General features: G+C 69.2%; 13 protein-coding genes and 1 tRNA gene. 6 read left to right on the top strand and 8 right to left on the bottom strand.

The features are described 5' to 3' along the window. Nucleotides 1–12 precede the first annotated feature (12 nt). Nucleotides 13–1,443 (top strand): pyruvate kinase, encoded by a 1,431-nt coding sequence (pyk, locus tag ACIBK9_RS29230; RefSeq protein ID WP_352327603.1) that lies wholly within the window; start codon nt 13–15, stop codon nt 1,441–1,443. A gap of 101 nt (nt 1,444–1,544) precedes the next feature. On the opposite strand, the gene dapD is transcribed toward pyk, so the two are convergent. Continuing rightward, the gene (dapD, locus tag ACIBK9_RS29225; RefSeq protein WP_397162113.1) at nt 1,545–2,507 is read right to left on the bottom strand and encodes a 2,3,4,5-tetrahydropyridine-2,6-dicarboxylate N-succinyltransferase; all 963 of its coding nucleotides are present in this window, start codon (nt 2,505–2,507) and stop codon (nt 1,545–1,547) included. A 24-nt stretch (nt 2,508–2,531) separates the two neighbouring features. Then, nucleotides 2,532–2,954 (bottom strand): pyridoxamine 5'-phosphate oxidase family protein, encoded by a 423-nt coding sequence (locus ACIBK9_RS29220; protein WP_358293840.1) that lies wholly within the window; start codon nt 2,952–2,954, stop codon nt 2,532–2,534. A 229-nt stretch (nt 2,955–3,183) separates the two neighbouring features. Here ACIBK9_RS29220 and ACIBK9_RS29215 point away from each other — a divergent pair, with 229 nt between their 5' ends. After that, nucleotides 3,184–3,777, top strand: coding sequence for a TIGR03086 family metal-binding protein (locus ACIBK9_RS29215; RefSeq protein WP_397162112.1), 594 nt, complete (start codon nt 3,184–3,186; stop codon nt 3,775–3,777). A 98-nt stretch (nt 3,778–3,875) separates the two neighbouring features. Here the strand turns inward: ACIBK9_RS29215 and ACIBK9_RS29210 are convergent. Next, nucleotides 3,876–3,948, bottom strand: a tRNA-Leu gene (locus ACIBK9_RS29210). Nucleotides 3,949–4,037: 89 nt separating this feature from the next. Between ACIBK9_RS29210 and ACIBK9_RS29205 the strand changes: the two genes are divergently transcribed. From ACIBK9_RS29205 to ACIBK9_RS29195, 3 genes are all read left to right on the top strand, one after another. Continuing rightward, nucleotides 4,038–4,622: a response regulator gene (locus ACIBK9_RS29205; RefSeq protein WP_352327599.1), complete on the top strand. Its 585-nt coding sequence runs from the start codon at nt 4,038–4,040 to the stop codon at nt 4,620–4,622. Nucleotides 4,623–4,773: 151 nt separating this feature from the next. Beyond that, nucleotides 4,774–6,066 carry an ABC transporter substrate-binding protein gene (locus ACIBK9_RS29200; protein ID WP_358293837.1) on the top strand — a complete coding sequence of 431 codons (1,293 nt, stop codon included), beginning with the start codon at nt 4,774–4,776 and terminating at the stop codon, nt 6,064–6,066. Between the two features lie 254 nt (nt 6,067–6,320). After that, nucleotides 6,321–7,628: an ABC transporter substrate-binding protein gene (locus ACIBK9_RS29195; protein ID WP_358293835.1), complete on the top strand. Its 1,308-nt coding sequence runs from the start codon at nt 6,321–6,323 to the stop codon at nt 7,626–7,628. Between the two features lie 3 nt (nt 7,629–7,631). Here the strand turns inward: ACIBK9_RS29195 and ACIBK9_RS29190 are convergent, their stop codons facing one another. Then, nucleotides 7,632–8,300: a hypothetical protein gene (locus ACIBK9_RS29190; protein ID WP_387666578.1), complete on the bottom strand. Its 669-nt coding sequence runs from the start codon at nt 8,298–8,300 to the stop codon at nt 7,632–7,634. 370 nt (nt 8,301–8,670) lie between these two features. On the opposite strand from ACIBK9_RS29190, the gene ACIBK9_RS29185 reads away from it, so the two are divergent. Beyond that, nucleotides 8,671–9,966, top strand: coding sequence for an ABC transporter substrate-binding protein (locus ACIBK9_RS29185; RefSeq protein WP_358293831.1), 1,296 nt, complete (start codon nt 8,671–8,673; stop codon nt 9,964–9,966). Between the two features lie 56 nt (nt 9,967–10,022). On the opposite strand, the gene ACIBK9_RS29180 is transcribed toward ACIBK9_RS29185, so the two are convergent. Genes ACIBK9_RS29180 through ACIBK9_RS29165 form a run of 4 tightly spaced genes read right to left on the bottom strand, consistent with a single transcriptional unit; the run spans nt 10,023 to nt 13,204 of the window. Next, nucleotides 10,023–10,424, bottom strand: a complete 402-nt coding sequence (locus tag ACIBK9_RS29180) for a hypothetical protein (RefSeq protein ID WP_352358300.1) — start codon at nt 10,422–10,424, stop codon at nt 10,023–10,025. Between the two features lie 59 nt (nt 10,425–10,483). Further along, nucleotides 10,484–11,281 (bottom strand): ABC transporter ATP-binding protein, encoded by a 798-nt coding sequence (locus ACIBK9_RS29175; RefSeq protein ID WP_352331023.1) that lies wholly within the window; start codon nt 11,279–11,281, stop codon nt 10,484–10,486. Continuing rightward, nucleotides 11,278–12,216, bottom strand: a complete 939-nt coding sequence (locus ACIBK9_RS29170) for an ABC transporter ATP-binding protein (protein WP_358293827.1) — start codon at nt 12,214–12,216, stop codon at nt 11,278–11,280. The genes ACIBK9_RS29175 and ACIBK9_RS29170 overlap by 4 nt, the downstream gene beginning before the upstream one ends. Continuing rightward, nucleotides 12,206–13,204 (bottom strand): branched-chain amino acid ABC transporter permease, encoded by a 999-nt coding sequence (locus ACIBK9_RS29165; RefSeq protein ID WP_352358296.1) that lies wholly within the window; start codon nt 13,202–13,204, stop codon nt 12,206–12,208. The genes ACIBK9_RS29170 and ACIBK9_RS29165 overlap by 11 nt, the downstream gene beginning before the upstream one ends. Nucleotides 13,205–13,218 lie beyond the last annotated feature (14 nt).

Raw genomic sequence — 13,218 nt, 5'->3', positions numbered from 1 at the left:
AAGGTAGGACTCGTGACTCGTCGCGCGAAAATCGTCTGCACCCTAGGCCCAGCCACTTCGTCCAAAGAACGCCTCCACGAGCTGATCTCCGCGGGCATGGACGTGGCACGGTTCAACCTCAGCCATGGCAACCATGACATGCACAGAGAGGTCTACGACCGGGTCCGGGAGGTGGCGGCCGACCTCGGCCGCGGCGTAGGCGTGCTCGCCGACCTGCAGGGCCCCAAGATCCGCGTCGGCACCTTCGAGGAAGGGCCGGTGCGCCTCGGCTTCGGCGACGTCTTCACCATCACCACCGAAGACGTGCCCGGAGACCGCGAGCAGGTCTCGACCACCTACAAGGGCCTGCCCGGCGACGTGCGTCCCGGTGACAAGATCCTGGTCGACGACGGCCGCCTGGTCCTGGAGGCCACCCGCGTCGACGGCGACCGCGTCATCACCCGCGTCGTCATCGGCGGCATGATCTCCAACAACAAGGGCCTCAACCTGCCGGGCGTCAACGTCAGCGCGCCCGCGCTCACCGACAAGGACGAGGCCGACCTGCGCTGGGCGCTGCGCACCGGCTTCGACATGATCGCGCTGTCCTTCGTCCGCCGTCCCTCCGACGCCGACGTCGTGCGCAACATCATGGAGCAGGAGGCCGTCCGCCTGCCGCTGCTCGCCAAGATCGAGAAGCCGCAGGCCGTCGACCGCCTGCCGGAGATCGTCGAGGCCTTCGACGGCATCATGGTCGCCCGCGGCGACCTCGGCGTGGAGCTGCCGCTGGAGCAGGTGCCGATCGTGCAGCGGCGCATCATCGGGCTGTGCCGCGAGAAGGCCCGCCCGGTCATCGTCGCCACCCAGATGCTCGACTCCATGATGAGCGCCCCGCGCCCCACCCGCGCCGAGGCCAGCGACGTCGCCTACGCCGTCATGGACGGCGCCGACGCCGTCATGCTGTCGGGCGAGACGTCGGTCGGCAGCTACCCGATCGAGTCGGTCGCGACGATGGACCGCATCGCCTGCGCCGCCGAGAAGTCGTCCCTGCACGCCACCCACAGCCTGGAGCGCCTGCCGGAGACCACCGGCGGTGCCATCGCCAGGGCCGCGGCCGAGGTCGGCGCGATCGTCGGCGCCAAGGCGCTGATCGCGTTCACCATGTCCGGCGAGACCGCCCGCCGCCTGGCCCGCTATCGCTCGCCGATCCCGCTGCTGGCCTTCACCTCGGCCCCGCACGTGCGCGGGCAGCTGTCGCTGACGTGGGGCGTGGAGACGTTCCACGTGCCGTTCGTGCACCACACCGACGACATGGTGCGGCAGGTGGAGGCGTCGCTGCTGTCGCTCGGGCGGCTGGAGAAGGGCGACAAGGTGGTCATCGTGGCCGGCTCGCCTCCCGGCACGCCGGGCAGCACCAACGCGCTGCGGGTGCACACCATCGGCTCCGCGGTCTCCCACGCGAACTGACCCGCCCACGCTCCGCGCAGGCTCGCCCGGACGGGTGAGCCTGCGCCGGGACGTCCTGTGGCCCCCTCCGTGGCGACGGCCGGCGGAGAGGGCCCTGACGGTCAGTGGGCGTGCAGGGCGGCGTTCAGGGTGATGCCCGAACCCGTGCGGGGCAGGGCCTCCACCGCGCCCGACTGCGAGTTGCGGCGCAGCAGGATCCCGTTGGAGCCCGACAGCTCCGCCGCCTTGACCACCGTGCCGTCGGGCAGCGTGACCCGCGTGCCCGCGGTCACGTAGAGGCCCGCCTCCACCACGCAGTCGTCGCCCAGCGAGATGCCGATGCCCGCGTTGGCGCCCAGCAGGCAGCGCTCGCCGATCGAGATGACCTGCTTGCCGCCGCCCGACAGCGTCCCCATGATCGAGGCGCCGCCGCCGACGTCGGAGCCGTCGCCGACCACCACGCCCGCCGAGATGCGCCCCTCGACCATCGAGGTGCCCACCGTGCCGGCGTTGAAGTTCACGAAGCCCTCGTGCATGACGACCGTGCCCGACGCCAGGTGGGCGCCCAGCCGCACCCGGTCGGCGTCGGCGATCCGCACGCCCTCCGGCAGCACGTAGTCGACCATCCGCGGGAACTTGTCCACCCCGTACACCGTCACCGCGCCCTTGGCCCGCAGGCGCAGCCGGGTGCGCTCGAAGCCGGGCACCGGGCACGGCCCGAAGTTGGTCCACACCACGTTGGCCAGCAGGCCGAACTGGCCGTCCAGGTTCACGCCGTGCGGCCGGACCAGCCGGTGGGAGAGCAGGTGGAGCCGCAGGTAGACGTCGTGCGCGTCGACCGGCGGCTCGGAGAGCTTGGCGACGCCCGTGCGCACCGCCACCACCTCGACGCCCCGCGCCGCGTCGCGGCCGGTCAGCGCGGCCAGCTCGCCGGCCTCCTCGGCGGAGATCCGCTCGGTGCCCGTCGCGGGCGGCTCGCCCAGCTCGGGAGCCGGGAACCAGGTGTCGAGAACGGTGCCGTCGTCGGCGATGGTGGCGAGGCCGACGCCGAACGCGCCGGTCGAGGTGGGATCGATTGCAGTCACGAGCCAAAAATACCGGGCGCCCGCTCAGCCCAAGGAGCCCAGGTCCGCCGACAGCCACCGCTCGGGCCGCATCCGGAACGTCACCAGGACGTGCAGGTCCGAGCCGTGCACGTACCCCGTCACCGCCTCCTGCGGCAGATAGCGGGCGGCGATGCGGGTCAGCTCCTCGATCGTCGTGGGGTCGGAGCGCACCACCGGGCCCTCGACCGACACGTACCGGTAGGTCGGGCTGACCCGCTGGACCAGCATCGTGAACCGGCCCGCCTTCGCCACCAGCCGCGCCTTGCGCGACTCGCTGTCGGTCAGGAACCTGATCTCGCCGCCGGGGCTGTAGTCGTACCAGACGGGCACGGCCAGTGGCGACCGCCCCGCGCCCGTCTCCACCGCCAGGCTCGCGATGTGCGGCTCGGCCAGGAACGTCTCCCGCTCGGTCACGCTCAACGGCATCCCCCGCCACCCCCGTCTCGTCCGTCGCAACTCGTCACAGAGGACTGTTCCCGGCGAACCGCCCGCGAAATCCCGCCCGGCCGCCGCTCCGGCTCTTGATCGCTCCGGCGCCCGCACGGGTGAAAACCACTCGCACCGCCGCGAGGGTGCCGCCATCATCGACAGGTTGGCCACCCGCGGGCCTGCGGGGCCGGCCGGGTGGGTTCTTCGACGATGACGGGACATCGCCTTGGCAGACATCATCGAGCTCAACCGGCGGTCGGTGCGGGCCACCGTCGACCTGGTGAACACGATCAGGCCCGCCGACCTCGACCGGCCGACGCCCTGCGCCGGATGGGCCGTCCGCGACCTGCTGGCACACCAGATCGTGCAGAACCACGGCTTCGCCCTGGCGGCCTCGGGCACGCGGTCGGAACTGGCGAGCTGGCAGCCGCGCCCCCCGGGCGAGGACCACGTGGCCGAGTACGCCGCCTCCGCGCAGGCCGTCGTCGCCGCCTTCGCCGCGGACGGCGTGCTCGACCGGGCCTTCTTCCTGCCCGAGATCCGCGACGGCGGCCCGTTCCCGGCGGCCATGGCGATCGGCTTCCACTTCATCGACTGCGTCGTGCACGCCTGGGACTTCGCCAGGGCGCTCGGCGTGCCGCCCGGCATCGACGACGACCTCGCCGCGGCCGCTCTCCCGCTGGCCGCGCAGGTGCCCGACACGCCGGAGTCGCGCGGCTCGGGGAAGGCGTTCCTGCCCGGCGTCGAGCCCGGCGGCGCCGCCACGGCCCTCGACCGCGTGGTCGCCCTCCTCGGCCGCTCGCCCTCCTGGACGCCCTGACCCGGTCAACGTTTTCGGGCCTGCCCGTCGATCCGGCAGTCAGCGGGTGGAGAACGAAAAACCGCCCGGCCTATGAGGGAGCCGGGCGGTCAGGCCGGTGCCCCGGGTGGGATTCGAACCCACACTGTATGGATTTTGAGGCCATCGACTCTGCCGTTGGTCTACCGGGGCGACTTCGTCCGGTTTGTGATCTCGCAGCGTAATGCCCGAGGCCGCACCGGCGTGGATCTAATCTACCGGACGTCTGTACTCTTCTGCTCGTGAGTACGCAGCGGCGAGTAGTGATCGCGGAAGACGAGGCCCTGATCCGCCTCGACCTCAAGGAGATGCTCCAGGAGGACGGTTACGTCGTCGTGGGCGAGGCCGGTGACGGGGAGCAGGCGATCCAGCTCGCCGCCGACCTGCGGCCCGACCTCGTCATCCTCGACGTGAAGATGCCCGTGCTCGACGGCATCTCGGCGGCCGAGCGCATCGTGGCCGACCGGATCGCGCCGTGCCTCATCCTCACCGCCTTCTCCCAGCGTGACCTGGTGGAGCGGGCCCGCGACGCGGGGGCGATGGCCTACCTGGTCAAGCCGTTCACCAAGGCCGATCTGGTGCCGGCGATCGAGATGGCGGTCAGCAGGCACGAGGAGATGGTGGCGCTCAGCGCGGAGGTGTCCAGCCTTTCCGAGCGGCTGGAGACCCGCAAGCTGGTCGAGCGGGCCAAGGGCCAGTTGATGGCCCAGCACGGCTGGACCGAGCCGCAGGCGTTCCGGTGGATCCAGAAGGCGTCGATGGACCGGCGGCTGAGCATGCGGGAGGTTGCTCAGATCGTTATAGACGACGCGGCCGAGCGGGCATGAAAAGCGCCTATATCAGGTGATTTAGCCCCGCGGGTTGTGGCCCGGTCACGACTGGGCATCCAACCGGCTTCGGCTTCTTTCTGCGCAGGCGTCCCGGCGCATGCTGATGGGCGGACGGAAGGTCCGCTCATCTCGAACGGAGACGCTTTCGATGATCCGCATTTCCCGCGCCCTGGCCGTCGCCACAGCGGCGAGCCTGGCACTGGCGGCGTGTTCGACCGGCGGCACGACCGCCGGGACGGGCGCCACCGGCGCCGCGTCCGTGAAACCCTCCTCGGCCGCCGCGGTCAAGGGGGACGGCACGCTGACGATCGGCACCGTGCTGCCCCAGACGGGCAATCTCGCGTATCTGGGACCACCCGAGTTCGCCGGGGTCGACCTGGCGCTCAAGGAGATCAACGACGCCGGGGGAGTGCTCGGCAAGCCGGTGGCGAAGATCGACACCGACTCGGGCGACACCACGACCAACATCGCCTCGCAGTCGGTGGACAAACTGCTCGGGCAGAAGGCCGACGCGATCATCGGCGCGGCGTCCTCGTCGGTGTCGGAGTCGATCGTGGACAAGATCACGCGGGCGGGCGTGGTGCAGTTCTCGCCGGCCAACACCTCTGACAAGTTCACCACGATCAACGACCAGGGCCTGTACTTCCGCACGGCGCCGCCGGACAAGCTGCAGGGCCGCGTGCTGGGCGACCTGGTGGCCGCGGACGGCAACGACACGGTCGCCGTCCTGGCGATGCAGGACTCCTACGGCTCCGGCCTGGCCGACCAGGTGACCAAGACGGCCGAGGAGGCCGGCGCGAGCGTGGTCGAGCGGGTCGACTACGACCCCAAGGCGGCCGAGTTCTCCGCGGACGTGGCCAAGGTCAAGGCCAAGAACCCGAAGGCGATCGTGCTGATCGGCTTCGAGGAGACGGCGAAGGTCGTGCAGGAGCTGGTCAAGCAGGGCCTGACGGCCGACAAGGTCAAGTGGTACATGGTGGACGGCAACATGTCGAACTCCAACTACCTCAAGATGCCCAAGGGCACGCTGAAGGGCGTGAAGGGCACGATCCCCGGCGCCGCGGCCCCGGAGGCGTTCCAGAAGCGGCTGCTGACGGTGAACCCGAAGCTGACGAACTACACCTACGCGGCGGAGTCGTACGACGCGACGACCCTGATCGCGCTGGCGGCCGAGGCGGCCAAGGACGACTCGGGCACCGCGCTGGCCCCCAAGCTGATCGAGGTCAGCAAGGGCGGCGAGAAGTGCCAGGACTTCAAGTCGTGCGCCGACCTGCTCAAGGCGGGCAAGGACATCGACTACGACGGCGTGAGCGGCCCGGTGGACTTCAACGACGCCGGTGACCCGTCGGTCGCGACGATCGGCGTCTACCAGTACGACAAGGACAACAAGTACGACGCGGCCAAGGCGCTCGAATATCGCAAGGGCAACATCGCCGGCTAGGCGCTGGCGGCACCCCAAGCCGGACAACCCGCCATACAACCACCCCAGTCCCGAAATTTCGGGCTGGGGTGGTTGATATGGAGTCATGGCCGTAACGCTGATGAAACATGCAATTACAGAGGGTGATTGCGACATTACAAATTAGCATAAAAGTACCCGAAATCCCCACATCTCCCCGTCAAAGAGGCATGCTGAGCTCGGAAAACGCAGCGAGGGAGATCGTTCCCCCGCTGGGAATAAGGGGAGTCTCTTTTATGATCCGCATTGCTCCAGCAGGGCGCTTCCTGGCCGTCGCGGCAGCGGCGAGCCTGGCCCTGACGGCCTGTGGCGGCGGTGGCGACACGGCCGCGCAGCAGACCACGTCCGCGGCGCCGTCCTCGTCGGCCCCGGCCACCCAGACGGAGGCGGCCAAGGGCGACGGCACGCTCACGATCGGCACCGTGCTGCCCCAGACCGGCTCGCTGGCGTTCCTCGGCCCGCCCGAGTTCGCCGGCGTCGACCAGGCCGTCAAGGAGATCAACGACGCGGGCGGCGTGCTCGGCAAGCCGGTCACCAAGATCCACACGGACTCGGGTGACACCACCACGAACGTGGCCTCGCAGTCGGCGGACAAGCTGATCGCGCAGAAGGCCGACGCCATCATCGGCGCCGCCTCCTCGTCGGTGTCGGAGTCGATCATCGACAAGGTCACCGGTGCCGGCGTGGTGCAGTTCTCGCCCGCCAACACCTCTGACAAGTTCACCACCATCAGTGACCAGGGCCTGTACTTCCGTACCGCGCCCCCGGACAAGCTGCAGGGCCGCGTGCTCGGCGACCTGATCGCCGCGGACGGCAACGACACCATCGGCATCCTGGCGATGCAGGACTCCTACGGCTCCGGCCTGGCCGACCAGGTGACCAAGACCGCCGAGGCGGCCGGCGCCAGCGTCGTGGAGCGCGTGGACTACGACCCCAAGGCGGCCGAGTTCTCCGCGGACGTCGCCAAGATCAAGGCCAAGAACCCGAAGGCGATCGTGCTGATCGGCTTCGAGGAGGGCGCCAAGGTCATCCAGGAGCTGGTCAAGCAGGGCCTGACGGTCGACAAGGTCAAGTGGTACATGGTGGACGGCAACATGTCGAACACCAACTACCTCAAGATGCCCAAGGGCACGCTCAAGGGCGTCAAGGGCACGATCCCCGGCGCCGAGGCTCCGGAGGACTTCCGCAAGAAGCTCCTGGAGATCGACCCCAAGCTTGAGGACTACACCTACGCCGCCGAGTCCTACGACGCCGCGATCCTCATCGCCCTGGCGGCCGAGGCCGCCAAGGACGACAGCGGCAAGTCCATCGCCGCCAAGCTGCCCGAGGTCAGCAAGGGCGGCGAGAAGTGCAAGACCTTCAAGGAGTGCGCCGACCTGCTGAAGGCCGGCAAGGACATCGACTACGACGGCATCAGCGGCCCGATCGAGTTCAACGACGCCGGTGACCCCGCCGTGGCCACGATCGGCGTCTACCAGTACGGCGACGACAACAAGTACGCGCCCAAGGCCCTGGAGTACCGCACGGGCAACATCGAGGGCTGACCCTCACCCGCCGCCCAGGCCGCACACGCGCAACGAGTACTGGATCAACCGGTCCTGCAGCGGCTTGGGCGGCACCACGATCACCACCCGCTCGGGGCCGCCGTCCACGGTGGCCCGCACCGGGAACAGGAACGCCTTCTTGGCCTCGGCGAAGGCGTGCGGGTCGCAGCGGCCGGGGGTGAGCGTCACCGGCACCTCCGTCCGCTGCCGCCCGGCCTCCAGCACGGCCACGGGCCGGCCGCCGGCGTCCGGCGTGATGATGTAGTGCGTGGTGCCGTCGAGCTCGGTCAGCGTCACCTTGCCGGCGCCGCGCCGGGTGACCACCAGCTTGCCCCGCATCTCCTTGCCCACCTGCTTCCAGTCGGGGCCGAACTCGATGCCGGCGGCCTCCTTGATGAGGAATTCCGAGCATTCGTCCCGAAGCAGGCGGGTCAGCAGCGGGCTGGGGTGCGGCACCTTGAAGACCACCCGGCGCGGCTGCTCGGCGCCGGCGCGGATGTTGGCCACCACGGTGGCGGGCTGGAGCTGCGGCAGGCCCGCGGGCAGGCAGTTGGCCGCGCCGTAGGTGATGCGCAGGTCGGTGCGCTCGGTCCGCTTGATCGTGGCGTCCGTCTTTTCCGGCGGCAGTGTTTTGAACGACGGCGTCACGAGCTGGACGTCGGCGAAATACACGGGTATGCCGCTGGTATTACGGACCGCCACCTCCAGCGCGTGCACGGGCTCGTCGGAACGCCATTGCTCCAGCGTGACCGATACGCCGGCGGGAGGATCCGAGGAAGGCGGCGGGGGCGGCGGCGACGAGGCACACCCGGCAAGAAGGACCGCCGTGACTAGGACAGGCGTAAAACGCTTCACCCGTCGCACATTAAGCCTGCTAGCGCAGGTCCGTAAGTTGAGGACTGATTACGACTCCGCATCCAAGTGCCGACAGTTCACCCCGCCATCTGGTTCGAGTACACGGCGATTTTGTACGTTTCCGTCATTCGATCGGGAGCGCTCGGCGGTGCTGACGATCCCGGCCTGGAAATGAAGGAGACACTTCATGATCCGCATTGCTCCCGTGGGACGGGCGCTGGCCGTCGCGGCCGCCACCAGCTTGGCCCTGACGGCCTGCGGCGGTGGCGGCAGCAACACCGCCACGCAGTCCTCGCAGCCGGCCGCGCCATCCTCGTCGGCTCCCGCGGCGAAGGGCGACGGCACCCTCACGATCGGTACGCTGCTGCCCCAGACCGGTTCGCTCGCCTTCCTCGGCCCGCCCGAGTTCGCCGGCGTCGACCTGGCCATCAAGGAGATCAACGAGGCCGGGGGCGTGCTGGGCAAGCCCGTCACCAAGTACGACACCGACTCGGGCGACACCACCACGAACATCGCCTCGCAGTCGGTGGACAAGCTGCTGGCCCAGAAGGCCGACGCGATCATCGGCGCGGCGTCCTCCTCGGTGTCGGAGTCGGTGATCGACAAGATCACGGGCGCGGGCGTCATCCACTTCTCGCCCGCCAACACCTCCGACAAGTTCACCACGATCGAGGACAAGGGCCTGTACTTCCGCACCTCGCCGCCCGACAAGCTGCAGGGCCGCGTGCTCGGCGACCTGGTGGTGTCCGACGGCAACGACACCGTCGGCATCCTGGCGATGCAGGACTCCTACGGCACCGGCCTGGCCGACCAGGTGCAGAAGACGGTCACCGACGGCGGCGGCGAGGTCGTCGAGCGGGTCGACTACGACCCCAAGGCCGCCGACTTCTCCGCCGACGTGGCGAAGATCAAGGCCAAGAACCCCAAGGGCATCGTCCTGATCGGGTTCGAGGAGACCGCCAAGGTCATCCAGGAGCTGGTCAAGCAGGGCCTGCCGGCCGACAAGCACAAGTGGTACATGGTCGACGGCAACACCTCCAACACCAACTACGTCAAGATGCCCAAGGGCACGCTTGAGGGCGTCAAGGGCACCATCCCGGGCGCGGCCGCTCCGGAGGAGTTCCAGAAGAAGCTCCTCGGCATCAACCCCAAGCTGGAGGACTACAGCTACGCCCCCGAGTCCTACGACGCGATGAACCTGCTCGCCCTGGCCGCCGAGGCCGCCAAGAGCGACGCGGGCACCGACATCGCCGCCAAGCTGGCCGAGGTCAGCAAGGGCGGCGAGAAGTGCAAGGACTTCAAGAGCTGCATCGACCTGCTCAAGGCCGGCAAGGACATCGACTACGACGGCGTGAGCGGCCCGGTCGAGTTCAACGACGCCGGTGACCCCGCCGTGGCCACCATCGGCATCTACCAGTACGGCAAGGACAACAAGTACGCCACCAAGGCGCTGGAGTACCGCACCGGCAACATCGCCGGCTGATCAGCCTCCCCCAGCACCCCGAGAAGGGCCCGGTCCGCGCGGACCGGGCCCTTCCGTCATGCGCAGCCGGCCACGATCTGCTCGGCGGCGGCCCGGTACTGCCGCAGCAGCGCGACCTGCCGCGCGTGCGGCACGTCGTTCCTGGACAGGCCCGCGGTGGCCGTCTCGACGCTCTGGACGGCGGCGTGCAGCGAGGCCGGCAGCCGGTCGCCGAACTGGAGCGTGATGCCGCGCAGCTCGGCCAGCCGGCCGATGACGGCGTCCTCGAAGTACTGCTGCTCCTCCTGGCCCTTCGGCCTCAGCATCAGGTCGGCGTAGCCGATGGCCGAGACCACGCGCGCGCACGGGCTGTCGGTCGGGTCGCCGCCGGTGCTGTACCGCTGCGCCGAGGAGGCGTCCTCCTGGCAGCCGACGAGCAGGACGGGCAGGACGAGCGCCACTGTCAGCATTCGTTTCACAGCGTTCATTAAAAAACGGAGAAGGGGCCCCGGGGGAGCCCCTTCTCCGTTCGATCCGGTTACGCCTTGGCCAGCGTGCCCAGGTACAGCTCGATGACCTTGGGGTCGTTGGCGAGCTGCCTGCCGGTGCCGGTGTAGGCGTTGCGGCCCTGGTCGAGCACGTAGCCGCGGTGGCAGATCTGCAGGCAGCGGCGGGCGTTCTGCTCCACCATGATCACCGTCACGCCCGCCTTGTTGATCTGCTGGGCCTGGATGAAGACCAGGTCCTGGAGCTTGGGCGACAGGCCCGCCGACGGCTCGTCCAGCAGCAGCACCGACGGCTCGGTCATGAGCGCCCTGGCCATGGCCACCATCTGCCGCTCACCGCCGGACAGGGAGCCCGCGCGCTGCTTGCGGCGCTCCTTGAGCGCCGGGAAGAGCTCGGCGACGAACTCGAAGCGCTCCTTGAACTTGCCGGGCACCTGGAAGGCGCCCATCTCCAGGTTCTCCTCGATGGTGAGGCTGGGGAAGACGTTGTTGGTCTGCGGCACGTAGCCGACGCCGCGGGAGACCAGCGAGTGCGCCTTCATGTTCGTGATGTTCTCACCCTTGAGCAGCACCGTGCCGCTGCGGATGTTGACCAGCCCGAACATGGCCTTCAGCAGCGTCGACTTGCCGGCGCCGTTGGGGCCGATGATGCCGATCAGCTCGCCCTCTTTGACGTAGAGGTCGGAGCCGTTGAGGATGTTGACGCCCGGCAGGTAGCCGGCGATCAGCTCGTCGCACCGCAGCACGGCGTCTTCGGCGCCTTCCAGGTGCGCGGTGCGGTCGGTGACGGCCGCCTGCGACTCGGGGGCGGCCTCGGGGGCGTCGCTCACTTCTGCGTCTCCTCTTCGATCTCGGCCTCCAGGGCCGCCTCGGCCTCGTGGAGCTGCGACTCCAGCTCGGTGTCCGAGAGCGGGGCGTCGTGGTGGGCGCCGAGGTAGGCGTCGATCACGCGCTCGTCCGACATGATCGTGTCGGGCGGGCCCTCGGCGATCACGGCGCCCTGCGCCATGACGATCACCCAGTCGCTGATGTCGCGGACCATGTCCATGTCGTGCTCGACGAACAGCACCGTCATGCCCTGCTCGCGCAGGTCCTTGACGTGGCCGAGCAGCGACTGGGTCAGGGCCGGGTTCACGCCCGCCATGGGCTCGTCCAGCATGACCAGCTCCGGCTGGACCATGAGGGCGCGGGCCATCTCCAGCAGCTTGCGCTGGCCGCCGGACAACGAGCCGGCGAAGTCGTCCCGCTTGGCGCCCAGCTTGAAGCGTTCGAGGAGCTCCTCGGCGCGGACGGTGATCTCGTCCTCCTGGCCGCGCCACATCGACGGGATGAGCGCCCGCCAGAACGTCTCGCCCTTCTGCCGCTGGGCGCCCAGGCGCATGTTCTCCATGACGGTCAGGCGGGACAGCGCCTTGGTGAGCTGGAAGGTGCGCACCATGCCGGCGCGGGCGACCTTGTGGGCCGGCACCCCGCTCATGCTGCGCCCGTTGAACGTCCACGAGCCGGAGTCGGCGGTGTCGAAGCCGGTGAGCTGGTTGAAGAAGGTCGTCTTGCCGGCGCCGTTGGGGCCGATCAGCGCGGTGATGGAACCCCGCTGGATCTCGACGTGGGCGACCTCGACCGCGGTCAGGCCGCCGAAGCGGCGCACGACGTTGTCGACGGTGAGGATCGGGTCCGGCTTCGGCACGCCCGGGTCGCGGGCCAGGTCCTTGAAGGCGGCCAGTGCCGCGGCCTTGCGCTCGGTGGCCGTGGTTTCAGCGTGCATTGATTGCTATCTCCCTCTTGTCGCCGAAGATGCCCTGTGGCCGGAAGATGAGCAACAGGACGAGACCCAGGCCGACCAGGATCCAGCGGACGGCGCCCACCTGGTTCGTGTCCATGAAGGTGATGATCCCGGCGCCGACGGCCTCGGACAGCACGCCGTAGATCAGGACGAGCAGCACCCAGAAGATCGACGCGCCCACGACGGGGCCGAGCACGCGGGCGGCGCCGCCGAGGATGACCATCGTGTACGCGTAGAACGTCGTCTCGGTGCCGAAGATGTCGGGCTGGACGGAGGCGTAGGCCAGGCCGTAGATGAAGCCGCCCAGGCAGCCCACGACGCCGCCCAGGATGAGCGACTGCATCTTGTAGGAGAAGACGTTCTTGCCGAGGCTGCGCACGGCGTCCTCGTCCTCGCGGATGGCCTTGAGCACGCGGCCCCAGGGGCTCTTCATCAGCAGGTAGACCAGCCCGCAGCACAGGGCGATGAGCACCCAGCCGACGGTCAGCACCCACAGCACCCGGTGGTTGAAGAACAGGGGGACGGAGCCGAGGTTGAAGCCGTACTGGCCCTCGGGGTAGGGGTTGAGCGCGTAGAAGCCGTCGGAGAAGCCGCGCTGGCCGTCCGAGCCGCCGAAGACGCTCTTGAAGGCCACCGAGCGGAACACCAGCCGGACGATCTCGGCCGCCGCGATGGTCACGATGGCCAGGTAGTCGGCGCGCAGCTGGAGGGTCGGGATGCCGAGCAGGATCGCCAGGAGCACCGCGGCGAGCAGGCCGACGATGATGCCGACCCAGAACGGCAGGCCCATGACGGTGACGGTGACGGCCAGGCCGTAGCCGGCCACGCCCATGAACGCCGCCTGGCCGAAGTTGAGCAGGCCGGTGTAGCCGAATTGGATGTTGATGCCGATCGCGGCGAGCGCGTACAGCACGGTCTCGACGCCGACCGCGGACTTCAGCGTCGTGCTGATGATCGTGATCCAGTCCATTCTGATCCTCCCCC

Source organism: Nonomuraea sp. NPDC050227, from assembly GCF_044459705.1.
In the GTDB taxonomy this organism is placed as follows: domain Bacteria; phylum Actinomycetota; class Actinomycetes; order Streptosporangiales; family Streptosporangiaceae; genus Nonomuraea.
Note: the sequence above shows the minus strand (reverse complement) of the source record. Positions and strands in the feature narration are given on the sequence as shown.

Coding starts and splice junctions, on each gene's coding strand:
- ACIBK9_RS29220 (WP_358293840.1), bottom strand. CDS start 2,954: ATGCCGTTGAGCGTGACCGAGCGGGAGACGTTCCTGGCCGAGCCGCAC.
- ACIBK9_RS29200 (WP_358293837.1), top strand. CDS start 4,774: ATGATCCGCATTTCCCGCGCCCTGGCCGTCGCCACAGCGGCGAGCCTG.
- ACIBK9_RS29195 (WP_358293835.1), top strand. CDS start 6,321: ATGATCCGCATTGCTCCAGCAGGGCGCTTCCTGGCCGTCGCGGCAGCG.
- ACIBK9_RS29185 (WP_358293831.1), top strand. CDS start 8,671: ATGATCCGCATTGCTCCCGTGGGACGGGCGCTGGCCGTCGCGGCCGCC.
- ACIBK9_RS29170 (WP_358293827.1), bottom strand. CDS start 12,216: ATGCACGCTGAAACCACGGCCACCGAGCGCAAGGCCGCGGCACTGGCC.
- ACIBK9_RS29165 (WP_352358296.1), bottom strand. CDS start 13,204: ATGGACTGGATCACGATCATCAGCACGACGCTGAAGTCCGCGGTCGGC.